14 protein-coding genes are annotated in these 17,809 nt (G+C 42.0%); 11 read left to right on the forward strand and 3 right to left on the reverse strand.

Annotation, left to right across the window (positions count from 1 at the left end):
* The first annotated feature begins 84 nt into the window (after nucleotides 1–84).
* Together glmS and P0106_RS02095 are read left to right on the forward strand one after the other, a co-directional pair.
* Nucleotides 85–1,992, forward strand: a complete 1,908-nt coding sequence (glmS, locus tag P0106_RS02090) for a glutamine--fructose-6-phosphate transaminase (isomerizing) (protein WP_004114934.1) — start codon at nucleotides 85–87, stop codon at nucleotides 1,990–1,992.
* 11 nt (nucleotides 1,993–2,003) lie between these two features.
* Nucleotides 2,004–3,494, forward strand: coding sequence for an extracellular solute-binding protein (locus P0106_RS02095; protein ID WP_473730375.1), 1,491 nt, complete (start codon nucleotides 2,004–2,006; stop codon nucleotides 3,492–3,494).
* A 39-nt stretch (nucleotides 3,495–3,533) separates the two neighbouring features.
* Here the strand turns inward: P0106_RS02095 and P0106_RS02100 are convergent, their stop codons facing one another.
* On the reverse strand, nucleotides 3,534–4,304 hold the full coding sequence (locus P0106_RS02100; protein WP_004114938.1) for a type III pantothenate kinase: 771 nt from the start codon (nucleotides 4,302–4,304) through the stop codon (nucleotides 3,534–3,536).
* A 203-nt stretch (nucleotides 4,305–4,507) separates the two neighbouring features.
* Here P0106_RS02100 and P0106_RS02105 point away from each other — a divergent pair, with 203 nt between their 5' ends.
* A complete protein-coding gene (locus tag P0106_RS02105) occupies nucleotides 4,508–6,271 on the forward strand; it encodes a glycoside hydrolase family 13 protein (protein WP_285069983.1) in 1,764 nt (587 codons plus the stop codon).
* 94 nt (nucleotides 6,272–6,365) lie between these two features.
* On the opposite strand, the gene pdxT is transcribed toward P0106_RS02105, so the two are convergent.
* Both pdxT and pdxS read right to left on the reverse strand, forming a co-directional pair.
* Nucleotides 6,366–6,959 (reverse strand): pyridoxal 5'-phosphate synthase glutaminase subunit PdxT, encoded by a 594-nt coding sequence (gene pdxT / locus P0106_RS02110; protein ID WP_004113516.1) that lies wholly within the window; start codon nucleotides 6,957–6,959, stop codon nucleotides 6,366–6,368.
* Between the two features lie 15 nt (nucleotides 6,960–6,974).
* Entirely contained in the window at nucleotides 6,975–7,910 is a 936-nt protein-coding gene (pdxS, locus tag P0106_RS02115) for a pyridoxal 5'-phosphate synthase lyase subunit PdxS (RefSeq protein WP_004113518.1), read from the reverse strand.
* Between the two features lie 418 nt (nucleotides 7,911–8,328).
* Between pdxS and P0106_RS02120 the strand changes: the two genes are divergently transcribed.
* From P0106_RS02120 to P0106_RS02155, 8 genes are all read left to right on the forward strand, one after another.
* Nucleotides 8,329–10,011: an ABC transporter substrate-binding protein gene (locus P0106_RS02120; protein ID WP_116439918.1), complete on the forward strand. Its 1,683-nt coding sequence runs from the start codon at nucleotides 8,329–8,331 to the stop codon at nucleotides 10,009–10,011.
* Between the two features lie 153 nt (nucleotides 10,012–10,164).
* Nucleotides 10,165–11,133, forward strand: coding sequence for an ABC transporter permease (locus P0106_RS02125; protein WP_004138287.1), 969 nt, complete (start codon nucleotides 10,165–10,167; stop codon nucleotides 11,131–11,133).
* Between the two features lie 8 nt (nucleotides 11,134–11,141).
* Entirely contained in the window at nucleotides 11,142–11,987 is an 846-nt protein-coding gene (locus P0106_RS02130) for an ABC transporter permease (RefSeq protein ID WP_473730376.1), read from the forward strand.
* Nucleotides 11,977–13,671 (forward strand): ABC transporter ATP-binding protein, encoded by a 1,695-nt coding sequence (locus tag P0106_RS02135; protein WP_410310809.1) that lies wholly within the window; start codon nucleotides 11,977–11,979, stop codon nucleotides 13,669–13,671. Before P0106_RS02130 ends, P0106_RS02135 begins: the two co-directional genes overlap by 11 nt.
* Nucleotides 13,672–13,856: 185 nt before the next feature.
* On the forward strand, nucleotides 13,857–14,357 hold the full coding sequence (locus P0106_RS02140) for an S-ribosylhomocysteine lyase (RefSeq protein WP_004113527.1): 501 nt from the start codon (nucleotides 13,857–13,859) through the stop codon (nucleotides 14,355–14,357).
* Nucleotides 14,358–14,417: 60 nt separating this feature from the next.
* Nucleotides 14,418–14,963 carry a GNAT family protein gene (locus P0106_RS02145; protein ID WP_013399624.1) on the forward strand — a complete coding sequence of 182 codons (546 nt, stop codon included), beginning with the start codon at nucleotides 14,418–14,420 and terminating at the stop codon, nucleotides 14,961–14,963.
* A 144-nt stretch (nucleotides 14,964–15,107) separates the two neighbouring features.
* Nucleotides 15,108–16,463, forward strand: coding sequence for an alanine racemase (alr, locus tag P0106_RS02150; protein WP_004113532.1), 1,356 nt, complete (start codon nucleotides 15,108–15,110; stop codon nucleotides 16,461–16,463).
* Between the two features lie 44 nt (nucleotides 16,464–16,507).
* Nucleotides 16,508–17,791 carry a deoxyguanosinetriphosphate triphosphohydrolase gene (locus P0106_RS02155; protein ID WP_004113534.1) on the forward strand — a complete coding sequence of 428 codons (1,284 nt, stop codon included), beginning with the start codon at nucleotides 16,508–16,510 and terminating at the stop codon, nucleotides 17,789–17,791.
* Nucleotides 17,792–17,809: the final 18 nt, after the last annotated feature.

Here is a 17,809-nt window from a genome sequence, read left to right on the forward strand (position 1 = left end):
GTTTTTCGCGTATTTTAATAAGATTTTTGCATATTTTCGACATGTGTAGAAACACGCACGCTTTATAACGTACAATAGAAAATTATGTGTGGCATTGTAGGATATGCAGGTTTTGGCACAGTTTGCTCAAAGCCTCTAGAAGTTTGCTTAAATGGGTTAGAACGCTTAGAGTATCGCGGATATGATTCATCTGGAGTAGCTCTTGCTGCTCCAGGAATGGATTCTATATGCGTACGCAAAAAAGCTGGTCGCTTAGCTGTTTTAAGAAAAGATATAGAAGCTGATCCAATGCCAGAAGCGAGTGTGGCAATAGGTCACACTCGATGGGCTACGAATGGCGCTCCTTGTGATTTAAATGCGCATCCGCATGTTAGTGCCGACGGAAAAATCGCACTTATTCACAACGGTATTATTGAAAACGCTATTAGTCTTAAAGAACAAATGCAAAAAGAAGGCATAGAGTTTTCGTCTCAAACAGATACGGAAGTTGCAGCAAAAGCGCTTGGAAAAATCGCGAATCAAATAATTGAAGAAACTGGTAAGCCAGATCTTTTTGAAGCAATAAGACGAGTTGCAAAAATTCTTAAAGGAGCTTTTACTCTACTTGCAGTAGACGTTAGACAGCCTAATATTGTTGCTGCTGTTCGTCACGATTCGCCGCTTGTAGTAGGTGTTTCAAATAACGAGTATTTTCTAGGCTCCGATGTTGCTGCTTTTGTTCAATACACAGATAAAGTGCTTGAAGTTGGTCAAGATCAGGCTGTTTTAATCGGAGATATAGAAGGAAACAAAAAAGCACAGCTTCGTCTTACTGATTTTGACGGCAACGAAATTGAAAACCCTAGTTGTTTTACAGTAGACTGGGATGCTTCTGCAGTAGAAAAAGGCGGATGGGATTCCTTTATGGATAAGGAAATCCACGAAGATCCGCATGCCGTAGCTGATACTTTACGAGGACGATTCGACGCAAAAGGGAATATTATTCTTGACGAAGTTAGGATTAGTCAAGATATTTTGCGATCAATCGACAAGATAATAGTTGTGGCTTGTGGAACAGCAAGCTACGCTGGATTAGTTGCAAAATATGCGATTGAACATTGGGTGCGCGTGCCAGTAGAAGTGGAGTTGGCTCACGAATTTAGGTACAGGGACCCAATTTTAACGCATAGAACACTTGTTGTCGCAATATCTCAATCTGGCGAAACAATGGACACGCTAATGGCGTTAAGGCACGCGCGCGAGCAGGGTAGCCGCGTGCTTGCAATATGCAATACTCAAGGCTCGAGTATTCCGCGAGAATCGGATGCTGTACTTTACACTCATGCTGGCCCAGAAATCGCAGTTGCTTCTACAAAAGCATTTGTTGCGCAAATCGTAGCAGCATACATGCTTGGGCTTTATTTGGCTCAAGTCAAGGGAACAATGTACAGGGATGAGATTCAGCAAATTGTGTCTCAGCTTAAAGAAATGCCAGATAAAATCCAAAACGTTTTAGATACGCAAGCTGATTCGATTATGCAAGCCGCAAAGAAAACAATAGACGCAAAATCGTTCCTGTTCCTTGGCAGGCATGTTGGCTACCCAGTTGCTTTAGAAGGCGCATTAAAGCTAAAAGAGATTGCGTACACGTTTACAGAAGGTTTTGCGGCAGGAGAATTAAAGCATGGCCCGATAGCTCTAGTAGACAAAGGCGAGCCAGTTGTTGTTATAGTGCCATCTTCTAGAGGCAGAGACGTTTTACACGCTAAAGTAATCTCGGGAATTGAAGAAGTTAAGGCTCGCGGAGCGTTTACGATTGCGGTTGCAGAAGATGGTGATCCAGACGCTGAGCGTTACGCAGATATTGTGTTCTGGCGCCCTAAATGCCCAACGTTGTTAAGTCCTTTAGTAGATGTTGTAGCATTACAACTTTTTGCTATGAATATGGCAAAGCTTAAAGGCTATGACGTTGATAAGCCTAGGAATCTTGCAAAATCTGTAACTGTAGAATAGTAGTGAATATTATGTGTGCAAGAAGCCCGCAGAAAAGTCGCAAGCAGGATTTTGGTTGTTTTGTTATGCGTAATATAAACCGTAATATAAACCGCGTTTTTGTTCGTAATATAAAGCGCGTAATTTCTGCGATTACATGCGTTTTTATTGTTGCTTTTTGTGCGTCATGCGGATCTGTTGATTCTAGAACAAAAATAACAGTATGGTCTTGGGAACCAAGCATGAAGCGGATTGCGGCAGATTTTGAGAAACGAAATCCAGATATTCGAGTTAGCGTTAAAGATACAAGCGGATACAACAATCTTAATAGCGCTATTCAAGACGGTTACGGTATGCCAGATGTTGCTCAGCTTGAATATCACGCTTTGCCACAATACGCGGTTAGCGGACAACTTTTGGATATTACAAATCGCGTTCAAGGAACTCAAACATTTTATACGCCAGGCACATGGTCTTCTGTTCAATTAGGAGGACGAGTTTATGGATTGCCAATGGATTCAGGTCCTTTAGCATGGTTTTATAATCAAGACGTATTCAACCAAGCAGGTGTGGATGCTACGCAAATTCACACCTGGAAGGATTATCTACATGCTGCAAGAAAATTAAAAAATATTGGCGTTTATATTGCTGCAGATTCTGGAGATGCAAGTTTTTACAACGCTATGATTTGGCTTGCAGGAGGAAGACCTTTTATAACTTCTCACGATGGTAAAACCGTTACAGTTCGCTTAAGTAAAGACAAAGGAACAAAAGACTTTACTAAATTTTGGCAGTCCATGATTGACGAAGATTTGGTTGATACAAGACTTGCAACTTGGACTCCAGCTTGGAAAAGTGCAGTCGGTTCTGGCAGCGTTGCATCTGTTTTTGCTGGAGCATGGATGACATCGCTTTTAATGCATGATATTCCAGGCGGAGCAGGGTTGTGGCGTGTAGCGAGAGTTCCGACTATGAATGGAAACAATGACAATGCGCAAATGGGAGGATCTGCTCTAAGCGTCCTTCAGTCTAGTCGCAAGCCTGAAGCCGCGATGCGTTTTGTGAATTTTGTATGCCATGATCAGACTGGTATTAAAGAAAGAGTTTTATCTGGAGCATTCCCAGCAGACGTTGTGACTCTTAGAGACAAAGCGTTCCTAAACAAAACAATGGTTCGTGATTCTCGCGGAATCGATGTGCCATATTTCGGAGGACAACAATTCAACCGTATTTTTGCAGATGCAGCAAATCATGTAGATACAGGCTACAAATATTTGCCGTTTGAAGTATATTCTCGTAGCGATTTTCGTTTCACAGTCGGTTTGGCCTATGATTGGAACAGAAAATCAAGAGCACGTTTAACAGTGCAGTCGATGATTGATGCAGGCATTAAACAAGACGATGGTAAGGATTTTCAACTTCCAGACGACCCTGGTCCTAAAATTAGTCTTAAAGATGGTATTAATCTTTGGAAAAAAGACTTGAAAGAATACGGGTATAATCAGGGTTTTGTTGTGCGCTAGACTTATGCACTTTAGGTCTGTAATCCAAAGGAAAAGTCGCTAGCAGCCGATCGTTCGTCTATAAATCTCGTACATTCCTTTAAAAATCAAATTTGGATCGTAATAATCAATAGTTTCAACGTCTTTTTCAAAAAGTCGTCCCAAGCCGCCTGTAGCAACAACCTTAAAAGGCTCATTTATTTCTATTTTGAATTGCTCAATCGTGCGCTCAATTCCACCCAAGAAGCTGTAATACAATCCAGCTTGCATAGCAGGACGAGTTGATTTTGCAAGAACGGATTTAGGGCGCGAAATCTCAACTTCTGGAAGCTGAGCAGTATTATCCCATAGAGCTGCAGCCGCCGCACTAATTCCCGTGCAAATAAGTCCGCAAGTAATTGCTCCGCTTTTATCAACGTAGTTATAAGTGGTAGCTGTGCCAAAATCTATAACTAATACGGGGCCACCGTATTCGTAAAACGCGCCAACACAATCCGCTAAGCAGTCTGCTCCCAAAGAGCGTGGCTCGTCAATGCGAATATTTACGCCAGTTTTTACTCCAGGGCCTACAATCATAGGGTCGATTTGCAAAAACTTAACAATGCTTGCGCGGAACGAGTGCATAACTTTTGGGACAACCGAAGCAACAATAACATCTTCAACATCGTTTACGCTAAAACCGCTAAGATTTAAGAATTGCGTAATCATAATGCCGTATTCGTCGGAAGTGTGATTTGCTTTTGTAGTCATTCTATACGTGCCAACAATCTTGCCGTTCTCCAAGAATCCAAGCACAATATTCGTGTTGCCAATGTCTACTGCTAAAAGCATATTCGCCTCCGTTGCATTTGTTGTGTGTTGCCAAACTTAAGTATGCGCATCTTTAGAGCAATACTACATTAATGCTAAGTCCGTTGCGTTCAATTTGATTGTTTGTGCTTGCTGCTTTAGAAAATCGCATAAAAGTGTGGCGGTGTAGCACAGTAGGTGATAAAGTCGAAAACAATGGCAGCGAGGCTAGAAAGGAAATGTAAATGATAAATCGTCAAGCAATATTGCACCGACCACTTTCACAATATGCGTATTCTACGGCAGAATATTGTTTAACAATTCGCTTGCGTGCGGCAAAGAATAATCTTTGTTCATGCGTTTTGCATTACGGAAATCGCGTCGATTTGACTCCGTTAGATAAGTTCCGCACGTTGAAAATGGAAAAGATTGCAAGCGACGATTACTTTGACTACTATGAAGCAAACATAAGCAGCGATTTAGATAGAGTTTGTTATTACTTTGAGATGCAAGATGCGGATGAGTGCTTGTATTTGTACGCCGATACTATTGCGACTGATTTTCCAGAAGATCGTACAGAAGTCTACCAGTTCCCATTTATTCGCCGCGAGGAGATTAGCGACGTTCCTAATTGGCTTAAAGAGGCTGTTGTTTATAACATTTTCCCAGATAGTTTTGCAGATTCTAAACGTAGCATAAGTTGCGAGGCAAAAGATTATTTTGATGAAAAAACTGGCCAAACTTTACACACTCGTTTGGGTGGAACCATTAGAGGAATAATCGAAAATCTTGATTATATTGAGGATTTGGGCTTTAATTGCCTGTATTTGAATCCTATTTTTAAAGCTGCAGAATACCATCGTTACGATCTTCTTGACTACTACCATGTTTGCCCTAATTTAGGAACGGACGACGATTTTAGGGAGCTTGTTAGCGAGGTTCATAATCGCGGCATGCACATAATTATTGACGGCGTTTTTAATCATTCTAGTTGGTATTTCTTCGCGTTTGACGATGTTGTTAAAAATGGCGAAAATTCGCGATACAAGGATTGGTTCTATGGATTAAAGTTCCCTGTTAAGCGCCCCGAAGATGGTAAGCGCCCAAGCTACACGTGTTTTGCGTATGAGCGTAAAATGCCAAAGCTCAATACTTCTAATCCCGAAGTTCGCGACTATTTTATGGACGTTTGCCGCTATTGGCTTGAAGATTTTGATGTTGACGGTTGGCGTTTGGATGTTGCGAATGAAGTTGATAAAGACTTTTGGCGTGCCTTCCGCTCTGTTGCTAAAAAGACTAAAAATGATAGTGTGCTAATTGCTGAGATTTGGGAGAATTCTGAGCGTTGGCTACAAGGAGACATGTTTGACTCCACTATGAACTACGAATTCCGCAAAGTTTGCCGCGATTTCTTTGCTTTTGACAAGATTAATGCGCGCGAGTTTAATAGTCGATTTGTAGATATGCTTTTAAGATACCCATTCCCGATTGTTCAAGGTCAATTGAATTTGCTTGATAGCCATGACGTTAGTCGCTTTAGAAGCTTGTGTGCTCAAAGCTCTTCGGAAGCTTGCGACTTTTCTACGGCAGATAAGCGATTCCGCTTGGCTGAGCTTTGTTTGCTTACATCTGTTGGAGCCCCAAGCGTGTTCTATGGTGATGAGCTTGGTGTAATTGGTTTTGAAGAGTGTGATTATCGAGCGCCTATGCCTTGGTCAAATCCTGTCAGCGATAATCGTGATTTATTCCGCGAACTTATAAAATTGCGTAAAAATAACGATTGCTTTATTCATGGTAATTTTAGAGTTCTTGACTATGATGAGCGCGGAAAGTTTGTGTTTGCGCGAGAAACTGACTCTAAGCGTGTTGTTGTAGCTTTAAATGCGTTTAATGAATCTAACGATTCGTTTAGTGCTTTGCCTGATTGTAAGCCGATTATTAGCTACAATTATGATGCTCAAAATCAATCTCTTGGAGCTTTTGGATACGCGATTTTTGAAGTAAAATAGCGATTTATTAGCGATTTTACTGGCGATTTAATCAATAAAAGTGGCACTTAATCAAGTTATTTAAGTGCCACTTTAATTTACAAACGCAAGATATCTATAAGCTTAAGAAAAGCTGGTGTATTCTAGTGTCTTCATCAAGCTCTGGGTGGAAAGCTGTTCCGATTTGATTTCCTTGGCGCGCGGCAACAACGTTGCCATCTACAGTTGCAAGAGTTTCTGCATTCGACCCGACTTGCACAATATAAGGCGCGCGAATAAATGTCATCGGCACTTTGCCAAGATTTCCAAACTCAGATTCGTAGTGGAAGCTTCCAAGCTGGCGGCCGTAAGCGTTGCGCTTAACTGTAACGTCTAGCGTGCCAAATCCGCTAACTTCGTTACCTTCCACGTTTTTTGCAAGCAAAATCAAGCCTGCACAAGTGCCAAGAACTGGCATTCCGCTTGCAATCCTCTCACGCAAAGGCTCGAGCATATTTTGCTCTTTGAGAAGCTTCGATTGCACAGTGCTTTCGCCGCCCGGTAAAACAAGGCGGTCAAAAGACTGCTCCAAGTCGCGCGCTTGACGAAGCTCAATAACGTGTGCGCCTAATTTTTCAAGCATTAAGCGATGTTCAAGAAAAGCACCTTGAACAGCTAAAACTGCTACAGTATGCGAGCAATTATTTGTATTGATAGGTGAGTTTGCCAAAATAATTCGCCTCAATTACTCGCCGCGATTTGCCATTAAAAGCTTGATTTCCTGCTCGTTAATACCAACCATCGCTTCGCCCAAATTCTCGGAAAGCTTAGCAATCATTTTAGCGTCTTTGTAATTAGTCACAGCCTTAACTATTGCAGCAGCGCGCTTTGCTGGATCTCCAGACTTAAAGATGCCAGAGCCAACAAAAACGCCTTCTGCACCAAGCTGCATCATTAAAGCAGCGTCTGCAGGGGTTGCAACACCGCCAGCTGCAAAGTTTACAACAGGAAGTTTGCCGTTTTGTGCAACGTACTTTACAAGATCGAAAGGCACGCGCAAAGTCTTAGCTTCCTCAAAAAGCTCATCTTCGCGCATGCTTGTAAGCTTGCGTATTGCGGAATTCATCATGCGCATGTGGCGCACAGCTTGAATAACATCTCCAGTTCCAGGCTCGCCCTTTGTGCGAATCATGGAAGCACCCTCGTTAATCCTGCGCAAAGCTTCTCCCAAATCTTTTGCACCGCAAACAAATGGAACTGCAAAATCGCGCTTGTTAATGTGGTAAACGTCGTCTGCTGGGCTAAGCACTTCGCTTTCGTCAATGTAATCAATCTCAATAGCCTCAAGCACCTGCGCTTCAACAAAGTGACCAATACGGCATTTTGCCATAACAGGAATAGACACAGCTTCTTGAATGCCGTGAATCATAGCTGGGTCGCTCATTCTAGAAACTCCGCCAGCCGCGCGAATATCGGCAGGAATACGCTCCAACGCCATTACAGCGCAAGCTCCAGAATCTTCAGCAATTCGCGCCTGCTCCGGAGTAGTAACATCCATAATCACGCCGCCCTTAAGCATTTGTGCAAGCTGGCGATTTAGAGCAGTGCGGTCTTGGCTGCCGTTATTTTGCGGATCCGAGGATTCGTTTACTGTTACCGTAGTATTCAAGTTCTCTGCCATTATTCCTCGCTTTTTACTAAACCTATTAAACGCATTTTTATGTTGTACATTGTTATACTACACATTTTCATGCATCTATTAAACGTATGTATTTTGTTAATATGCAAGCTAGCGTGATTCTAATCTTTTTAGGATTTTGCGCACGTTTGCAAGTTTACGTCTGTTGGCATTTAACCACATTCGTAGGATATATGGTAATAAAATAGGCTTAAAATATATGAAAAATCATGCAAATATGCAATGTGTTGTTTAGACTCACCGCATATTCGTTTGACTTGTGAATCGGATACGATTGTGTTTGCCGTTGACTTTATGGTTGCGAAAGTTGCAGCTAGATAAAGCGACGAGCTGTAAAACAGAATAAATATAAATTAAATATAAATAATGTATCTAATTACAATCCAGAAAGGTTTGTTGAATGGATAACAAAGAACCCAAAGATGGCGCGTACAATAACGACGCGACCGATAAATTCTATGGGCAAGAAAACGCAGAGCAATCGCAATTTAGTTCTAGTACAGATGCTTCGCTTAACGCTGCGTCTAAAAGGGGATATAAAACTAATAAGCGTGGTTTAGGAAAATTCTGGCTTGTTTCTGTAGCAATCGTAGTAATTGCAGTGGTTAGCGCTATTATTGCAACGTTTACAGGTCCACAAAAAAATCCCGCAAGTCAAACATCTTCTACACAAGTATCAAATAAAACTGTGTCAATTGGACTAAAACTTGCTCCTACAAATCTCGATATTCGCAATCAATCTGGCTCTTCCTTGGAACAGTTATTGATTGGAAACGTGTATGAAGGTCTTGTAGCTAGAAATACTAAAAATCAGGTTGTTCCATCCCTTGCAAAGAGTTGGGAAATAAGCAAAGATGGCTTAAAGTACACGTTCCACATGCGTAAGGGAGTCGTGTTTTCTAACAAGCACAGGCTTACTGCTAAAGATGCTGAGTGGTCTTTTAACGAGCTTGTTGCAAAGAAATATCGCGGATCAAACATGGTTGGAAAAGTTGAATCCGCTAAAGCTAAAGATGATTACACGTTTGAAATCAAGCTTAAAGAGCCAAACGCAAAGCTTTTGTGGGCGTTGTGCTCTAGAGCTGGCTTAGTCTTCGATAAGCTTGCGAATTATGATGCTAAAACTCAAGCTGTTGGATCTGGCCCGTATTTGGTAGAAAAGTTTGTGCCGAATGACCGTGTTGTGTTAAAGGCAAATCCGTGCTACAAGGGTATTAATAAGCCTAGAACATCAAAAGTTGTTGTTCGCTATTTTGTGGATGATGTTGCTGCTGTAGATGCGCTTTCTTCTGGAGCTGTTCAAGCTTTGGCGCCTATTTCAGGTCAGCTTGCTAAGACTTTTAAAGCGAATGCAAAGCGCTATGTTGTTAAAGCTGGAAACAGTACCGATAAATTTGTGCTTGCTATGAACATGAATGGTGAGCGGACTAAAGATAAGCGCGTGCGCCAAGCGATTCGATATGCTATTGACCATAAGCAGATTATTGCTTCACGCGGCGGTACGGATGCTTTGCTTGGTGGACCGATTCCTTCTCTTGACCCAGGTTATGAGGATTTGACTAATATTTACACTCATGATGTTAAGCGCGCTAAGTCATTGATGAAGGAGGCTGGTTTCAGCGAATCAAATCCTTTGCATCTTTCGCTTACATACCCGAATATTTATGGAACGCAACTTGGTGACCAGTTGAGGTCTCAGCTAAAGAAGATTGGCATTGATCTGAAGGTAAACATTGTAGAATTTACTACTTGGCTTCACGACGTTTATAACAATAAAAACTACGATTTGTCTATGGTAGATCACAATGAAAGCCATGATTTTGGACAATGGGCAGATCCTAAATATTACTATGGTTACAACAATAAGCAGGTTCAGGATTTGTATGCTAAGGCAATGCTTTGCGCTAATACTAAGGAGTCTAATAAGCTTCTTGCCAAGGCTGCGAGAATCGTTAGCAAGGATGCTCCTGCAGATTGGTTGCTTAATTATAAGGTTGTTACAGCTAAGGTAAAGAATCTTGAAGGCATGCCTTTTGATATTAATCAAGTTCTTTTGCCGCTATACAACTTGCGACTTAGCTGATTTGCTCTAAATTCTCCCGAGAATGTTGCTGATTTACGGCATGTTGGACTACAAAGTGCGGAGATAGTTGACGGGTTTTGTAGCTCAAGATGGTGCGCAGAGCAACAAAAAGCGGAAATTTTCGGAAAACATTAAATTAAGTAAGGGGTTTGTATGAAGCGCATGATTCTTCGACGCATCACGTTGTTTTTTGTAGCGCTGCTATTTATTTCTGCAATCGTATTTCTTGCTCTTAGAGTTTTACCTGGAGACGTTGCTCAAGTTATGGCTGGCTTAAACGCGCCAGATGGAAAAGTTGAGCAATTAAGACGCGATTTAGGATTAAACAAGCCCCTTTTCGTTCAATATTTAGAGTGGATTTTTGGCGTTTTTAGAGGCGATTTTGGTGTTTCAATGCTCACTGGTCGCTCCGTTGCATCCACTATTGCTATGCGTGCTAGTATAACTTTTCCACTTATTTTCCTTGGACTTTTAATTGCGCTCGCAATTGGTATTCCTCTTGGATGCTTGCAAGTTTTGCATTCTGGCAAGGCTTCGCAAGTAGTCGCAAGGTTTTGTGCTATTACAGCAGGATCTGTTCCAGCTCTTTGGGGTGGAATGATTTTAATCATGATTTTTGGCAAGGGCATTGGTTTGGTGGAGCTTTTCCCTACTCAAGGTTTTCCAACAGATGGTTGGCGTGATTTTGGTAGTGCGTTTTTGTCTTTGATTCTTCCAGCGCTAACAGTTGGCATTATTGTTGGATCTGGTTTTATGCGTTACACTGCAGCATCATTAGAACAGATTTCTAATAGTGACATTGCATTGCAAGCCATGGCTTGTGGAATGACTAAAAAGCAAATGATTTGGAGAGTAGGCTTGCGATTAGCGTTGCCGCAGCTTGTGTCTGTAATCGGCTTGACTTTTGCGCACATGATTATGGGCGTAATGGTTATTGAAAATCTGTTTTCGCTTCCTGGAATGGGTATGGGTCTTGTGCGCGATGTTGGTTTGCGAGATCTTATATCTGTTCAAGGCAATCTTTTTATGCTTTCTGCATTGTTCTTGCTTGTTGGATTTGCGATTGATGTATTGCATCGTTTGCTGGATTCAAGACTTAGCCAAGATTCAAGTGGGGAGTGATTCAAGCAATGATTAAGTTTTTAAGCCGCATTTGGCGCGGAATTATTGGAAAATTTGTTTGCATTATTTTGTGCTTGTGGATTTTTGTAGCTGCGCTTTCCTTTGTGTGGACGCCTTATTCTCTTCTAGAAACAAACGGATACCAGGTATGGCAAAAGCCTTCGCTAAAGCATTGGCTTGGCACAGATGGCACGGGTGCAGATATGCTTAGTTGGCTTATGGCTGGTTCTAGAGTAGAGATTTTGCTTGTTATTTCAACAATTGTGATTGCAAGCGTTGTTGGGTTTGTGATTTTAAGTTTTACGATTTGCCGCGTTCAAAAAATTCGTTCCGTAAGCATTATGGCAGTAGACGCTTTAATTTCCATTCCAACGGTTTTGATTGCGCTTATGCTTGCTGTGCCTCTTGGAACGTCCGTTCTTGTAATCATGCTTGCATGCGGATTCGGCTACGGCTTAAATCTTGCGCGTATTTTACGTCCAAGTGCTGTTCTTGTTCTTAAGTCTAACTATGTTGATTGCGCGATTTCTAATGGCGCTAGCAGAAGTTACGTTCTGCTAAAGCATGTTCTTCCTAATATTTTGCCTATTGCTTCCGTTCAGCTTTCGCTTTCGGCAGGAACTGTTATTTTAGCGGAAAGCGGATTGACTTATCTAGGTGTTGGTGTTCCTTCGGGAGTGCCGAGCTGGGGTCGTGTTCTTTCTACTTCGGTTACTTTGATTCACGTTTATCCGCTTGCGGCTTTATGGCCTGGTCTTGTTGTTACTTTAACAGTTTTGGCTCTTAATCTTTTGGGTGATGTTTTAAGAAGTGTTACAAATCCAGCAAATAGGGAGTCTAAGAATGAGTCTTGATGTAAAAGGATTATCTCTTAGCATTGGATCTTCGCGCATTTTAAGTGATGTTTCACTTAACGTTAAAGATGGCGAGCGTGTTGGATTAGTTGGATCTTCTGGCTCTGGTAAATCAATGCTTTTAAGAGCTGCGATTGGCTTAGTTCCGTCTAATTGCAAAATCACTGGCTCTTGCCATGTTGGCAATGCCCAAACTGTTGGCGCTAACGATTCTGCGCTTGCAAACATTCGTGGCAAGTATGTTGGCGTTGTTTTTCAGCAAGCGGATCGTGCTCTTAACCCTATTATGAATGTTAGCGAGCAAATCGCATTACCTCTTAGGCTTCATTACAATTTAGACGAAGACGATATTCAAAATCGCGTTAAAGTTATGCTTGAAAAAGTTGGTTTAGGCGCGAATATTTTGAATAAGCGCACTTTTGAGCTTTCGGGCGGGCAAATGCAGCGAGTTGGAATTGCTACAGCTCTTATAACTTGCCCTAAGTTGATTCTTGCGGATGAGCCGACTACTGCTCTTGATTCTGTTACACAAAAAGATGTTGTGAATATGCTCACTTCTTTAGTTGATAATATGGGCGCTTCAATGCTTTTTGTTACTCACGATTTTTCGGTTCTTTCTCGTGCTGCTACTCGTTGCTATGTTTTGGATTCTGGGCGATTAGTCGATAGCGCGCGTGTTGGTGAATTGCTAGAAAATCCTAAGGTTCGCTCTACTAAGCAGCTTGTTCTTGCGGCGCGCGCTTTAAGTCTTAGTAAAAATGATTTAAGTCTTAGTAAAAATGCTTCGAGTTTTGATAACAATGATTTAATTTTTGATAATAAAAGCGATTTAAATAAGAATGATTTAAATAAGAATAATTCTTCTAAAGATGATTGCATTTTTAAAGCTAAAAACATTCACGTTGTTTTAGGAAGCTCAAAGACGCGCGTTGAAGCATTAAAAGGAGTTGATTTTAATCTTAGAGTTGGCGAATCTTTAGCTTTAATTGGCGGATCTGGAAGTGGTAAAACAACTTTGATTCGCTCTTTGCTCGGATTGCAAGAAATAAGCGAAGGGAGAATAAAGTATTGCGGCAAAGTAGTCGAAACTGCTAAAAACGCTAAAAAATCAAGTTTAAAAGACTCTGCTTACGTAAATATGAGAAAACAATGTTCGCTTGTATTTCAGCATCCTTTTGCAGCTTTAGATCCGCGTTGGACAGTTAGAAAAAGTGTTGCTGAACCGCTTGAAATATGGCGTAAAAACATGAGTTCTGATTCAAATACTGTTGATTCACATGTTATTGATTCTAAAGTAGATGATGTTTTGAATTTAGTTGGATTAAATCCTAATGTTTTTAGCAAAAGATACCCTTGCGAGCTTTCTGGCGGACAAGCTCAATGCGTTGCGATTGCGCGCGCGCTAATCAATAATCCTAGAGTTTTGGTTGCAGATGAGCCAATGAGCGCAATCGATGTTGCTGAACGCACAAGAATCTTAGATGCTTTTAATGTGATTCGCGCAAATCGCCCTAATATGGCATGCGTATTCGTTAGCCATGATCTTGGTATGATTCAGCATTTAGCGTCTAGTGTTGTTGTTCTAAAAGATGGCGCTGTTGTTGAATCGGGGAATGTAAGTCAAATTTTAACTAATCCAAAACATAGCTACACGCGTGAACTTATTGATGCTGCTACTTTGTAAGTCTGTATCTGTAAGTCTTGCAAGTTTGTAAGTAATAAGCTTTGTAAGTCAATAAAAAATATTTTTAGATTCGCGTTTATGTGTGTTTGGCAAGAATAGCGTCTAATATTATTTAGTAATCGTTATTTACGCATGGATTGTGCGCATACATTTTGCGCATGGAATATAAGTTAGGATGGAATAAGATGAGCGAAAATCAAAACAATCAGCCGACTCCTCGTCCAGAAAGCTTTGAGCTTGACCACACTAAAGTTAAAGCTCCATATGTTCGCTACATTGACACGCAAAAAGGCCCGAATGGAGATGTTATTTCTAACTACGATATTCGCTTAACTCAGCCTAACCAAGAGGCTATTCCTACGGGCGCTTTGCACACGATTGAGCACACGATTGCTGTTCTTTTGCGCCAGCGCATTGAAGGCTACATTGATTGCTCTCCATTTGGTTGCCGTACAGGATTCCACCTTTTAACTTGGGGCACTCATAGCACGGAAGATGTTGCGCGCGCGTTGAAGGAATCGCTTGAATTTATTGCGTACAAAGCTACTTGGGAAGATGTTCCAGCTACAACTATTGAGTCTTGCGGAAACTACCGCGATCATAGTTTGTTTGGAGCGCGTCAATGGTGCAAAGATATTTTAGACAAGGGCATTAGCTCCGATCCTTTTGAGCGTAAGATTGTGTGACTTGTTGCGTTCGCTTGTGTAATACTGTAGAATCGCCATATTCTAAGCATAGGGGGGTGTATGTGTGAAATAAGATTGAGGAAAGCAACTCTTAGCGATCTAAAAGATATTGAAAATATTTATGAGAGAGCAAGAGTATTTATGGCAAATAATGGCAATCCTCATCAATGGGGAGATCGTTTTCCTCTAACATCTAGTGTTATAGAAGATATTCGTTTGAACCGTTTTAATCTTCTTGTAGACACGGACCCAGACTTTGGCAATGAGCGCATTTTGGCGCAATTTGCACTGTGCGAGGGCCTTGATGAAGTCTACGCAAAGATTGACGGAGCGTGGCTAGATGACGTTTTGCCATACGTTACAATCCATAGACTTGCATCTTCGGGAGTAAAGCCAAAAATGGCAAGAGAGTGTTTAAAATGGGCTAAGCTCAACTACTCTAATGTTAGAATCGACACTCATCCCGACAACTTGATTATGCAAAAAGTTATTTTGCGAGAAGGCTTTAGCAAGTGTGGTCTTGTTGTGATTCCAGATCGCGCGCATAGTGCAACTAGAATCGCGTATCAATGGTTGCGCTCACATAATCATGTAATACGGTATTAGCGGTATTAGCGGTATTAGCGGTATTTGCTGTATTTGCAGTATTAAAATGTAAGTCAAAATTAGTTGCAGATATAGTAGACAAAAAATAAATATAAAAGTAAAAATTAAACATAAAGCTAAAAACTAAAAGTAAAGGCGTGAGATATGTGTAAAAATTCGAGTATACAAGCGATTTTGCAAGAAAACTACGCTCGCGCCTTAAGTACATACCCGGGTCAGGTAATCGTTGATTTAAAAGCGCTCAGGGATAATATGCGAACGCTGATTGAGCGTGTTTCTAAAGATTTGCAGCCTGGGCAAAAGTCGCCAGCAGTTATGGGAGTTGTTAAAGCAGACGCTTATGGTCACGGGCTTATTCCTAGTGCGCTCGCAGCTCTAGCAGGAGGTGCAACTTGGCTTGGCACAGCTCAGCCTTACGAGGCTTTGCGACTTCGCGCGTGTGGAATTGATTCAAGCAGATGCCGTATTCTTACGTGGCTTACTAGCGCTCCAACGTCTCTTTTTGCTGATTTAATAAACGCGGATATTGATATTTCTGTTGGCTCGCTTGATTCTATTGATGCTGTTGCGCTCGCTGCTAAATCGGTTGGCGCCGCTGCGCGCGTACACGTTAAGGTAGATACAGGATTTGGCAGAAACGGTTTTACGCCTGCAGGCTTTAGTGATGCTTTAGAAAAACTTAGTGAATATTCTAGCCAGGGATTAATCGAAGTTATTGGGCAATGGAGTCACTTGGCTGTTGCTGATTGCCCAGACGTTCCAGAGTTTGTGTCGTCTACAGATAGGCAAATTGAGCAATTCCACGATTTTACTCGCAGAATGTGCGAAGCTGGTTTGGAGCCTAAAATCCGACATTTGGCTAATACGGCTGCAACTCTTAACAGACCAGAGATACGATTTGAGCTTGTTCGCCCAGGAATTGGATTGTACGGATACGAGCCAGACCCCGTTATGGGAGTGCCTCAAACTTACGACTTGCGTCCAGCTATGACTTTACAAGCGCAATTAGGAACAGTTAAATCTGTAGAAGCAGGTCACGGCATTTCATACGGCCGCACGTATTTAACGCCAGACAATACAAGCACAGCAATCGTTCCACTCGGCTATGCGGATGGCATTTTGCGCGCCGCTAGCGGATACGATATGCAAGGATCTCGGCATGTTAATAAGCCTGGAGGACCAGTGCGCGTAGAAACTAATAACGGTGCTAGGATTTTGCATGTTTCGGGGCGCGTTTGCATGGATCAATTTATTGTTGACTTAAAAGGCAGTGCTAAAGAGCTTGGGGTTAAAGAAGGAGATACAGTCAGGCTTTTTGGGCCAGGCAGAGGTATTGAATATGCGGAGCCGACGGCAGACGATTGGGCGGCGGCTGCAGGAACAATAAGCTACGAGATTATGACTGGGATTGGCCCTAGAGTTCCTCGATTGTATAAGAATGCTTACGAAGTTTTGCCTAAAAAAGACATAAAAATGTTGGATGAAAAAAGCTTAATCTAAATATTTTGTGATTTGCGGCTTGCGATTAGTTGAAGAGGTTTTTAATGTGTAACGATGTGATTACTTCCGATAACGAAGTTGTTGGCGAATACAGCTTGCACGATACTGAGAGATGGGCTAGCGAGCCTCATCACACGCGCGCTCGCACTCCGTTTGAACGAGACAGAGCCAGAATAATCCACTCTTCAGCGCTTAGAAGACTCGGCGCTAAAAGCCAAGTGCTTGTAGCAGGCTCCGACGATTTTGCTCGTACGCGCTTAACGCACACGTTGGAAGTTGCGCAAATTGGTCGCCAGATTGCTTCGATGCTTGGCGCGGATCCAGATGTTGTAGATTGCGCTTGCTTAGCTCACGACTTAGGTCATCCTCCTTTTGGTCATAATGGCGAGCGCGCGCTTGCTCAAATCGCCAGCAATATTGGTGGTTTTGAAGGAAATGCTCAAACTCTTAGACTTTTAACGCGTTTAGAGCCTAAAGTTTTTAGAGAAAATGGCGCTAGCGCAGGAGTAAACCTTACGCGTGCAAGCTTGGATGCTGCTGTTAAATATCCTTGGGGTTTTGATGAAGCAAAAGCGCACGATAAAGGCGAGCGTGACTTAAAATTCTGCGTTTACCCAGACGATAGGGAAGTTTTTGATTGGCTAAAGTCTGGCTCTCCTCGCGAATTAAAGCCTATGGAATGCCAGATTATGGATCTTTCCGATGATATTGCATATAGTGTTCACGATATTGAAGACGCGATTGTGACTGGCGCTTTTAATACGGAGCTTGTTTGGGATTCAAGCGTTGCGGATCAAGTTGTTCAAGAAGCTCATAATTGGTATGGCAGCCAGTGGGATGCGGATAGTCTTTTGGCGGCTTTTAAGCGTTTGCGTGCTCTTAACATGTTCCCTGATTCTTATGACGGTTCTAGAAGGTCGCTTGCGCATTTAAAGAATATTACTAGTGCTTTAATTGGCAGGTTTGCAAGCTCAGTTGAGAGAGCAACTCGAGAAAAATATGGGAGCGGTGCTTTGATTCGCTACCGCGCAAATGTTGTTATTCCGCCAGAAACATCTTACGAGATAATCGTTCTTAAAAGCTTGGCTGTGCATTTTATAATCCAACCTAGAGAGCGCGAGTTTTATAGGCGTGAGCAAAAGATTCTAACGGATTTGGTTGAAGTTTTTATGAGCAAGTCTCCAAGAGCGCACGATGCTATGGAAGCTGTGTTTATAAGTGATTGGAATACTTGCTCTAGCGAAGGCGAGCGTTTAAGAGTTGCGATTGATCAAGTTGCAAGTCTTACAGATGGATCGGCTACAGCTCTTCATGCCGCTTTGTGCTAAATTTGCATTTATCTTGCG

Source organism: Gardnerella sp. c11Ua_71 (assembly GCF_055818025.1).

What these genes read in the sequence shown, in the direction of transcription:
- P0106_RS02135 (WP_410310809.1), top strand. Translation starts at nt 11,977, where the DNA reads ATGAGTCTTGATGTAAAAGGATTATCTCTTAGCATTGGATCTTCGCGC.
- P0106_RS02125 (WP_004138287.1), top strand. Translation starts at nt 10,165, where the DNA reads ATGAAGCGCATGATTCTTCGACGCATCACGTTGTTTTTTGTAGCGCTG.
- P0106_RS02105 (WP_285069983.1), top strand. Translation starts at nt 4,508, where the DNA reads ATGATAAATCGTCAAGCAATATTGCACCGACCACTTTCACAATATGCG.
- glmS (WP_004114934.1), top strand. Translation starts at nt 85, where the DNA reads ATGTGTGGCATTGTAGGATATGCAGGTTTTGGCACAGTTTGCTCAAAG.
- P0106_RS02100 (WP_004114938.1), bottom strand. Translation starts at nt 4,304, where the DNA reads ATGCTTTTAGCAGTAGACATTGGCAACACGAATATTGTGCTTGGATTC.
- P0106_RS02145 (WP_013399624.1), top strand. Translation starts at nt 14,418, where the DNA reads ATGTGTGAAATAAGATTGAGGAAAGCAACTCTTAGCGATCTAAAAGAT.
- P0106_RS02155 (WP_004113534.1), top strand. Translation starts at nt 16,508, where the DNA reads ATGTGTAACGATGTGATTACTTCCGATAACGAAGTTGTTGGCGAATAC.
- P0106_RS02120 (WP_116439918.1), top strand. Translation starts at nt 8,329, where the DNA reads ATGGATAACAAAGAACCCAAAGATGGCGCGTACAATAACGACGCGACC.
- P0106_RS02130 (WP_473730376.1), top strand. Translation starts at nt 11,142, where the DNA reads ATGATTAAGTTTTTAAGCCGCATTTGGCGCGGAATTATTGGAAAATTT.
- pdxS (WP_004113518.1), bottom strand. Translation starts at nt 7,910, where the DNA reads ATGGCAGAGAACTTGAATACTACGGTAACAGTAAACGAATCCTCGGAT.
- P0106_RS02140 (WP_004113527.1), top strand. Translation starts at nt 13,857, where the DNA reads ATGAGCGAAAATCAAAACAATCAGCCGACTCCTCGTCCAGAAAGCTTT.
- P0106_RS02095 (WP_473730375.1), top strand. Translation starts at nt 2,004, where the DNA reads ATGTGTGCAAGAAGCCCGCAGAAAAGTCGCAAGCAGGATTTTGGTTGT.
- alr (WP_004113532.1), top strand. Translation starts at nt 15,108, where the DNA reads ATGTGTAAAAATTCGAGTATACAAGCGATTTTGCAAGAAAACTACGCT.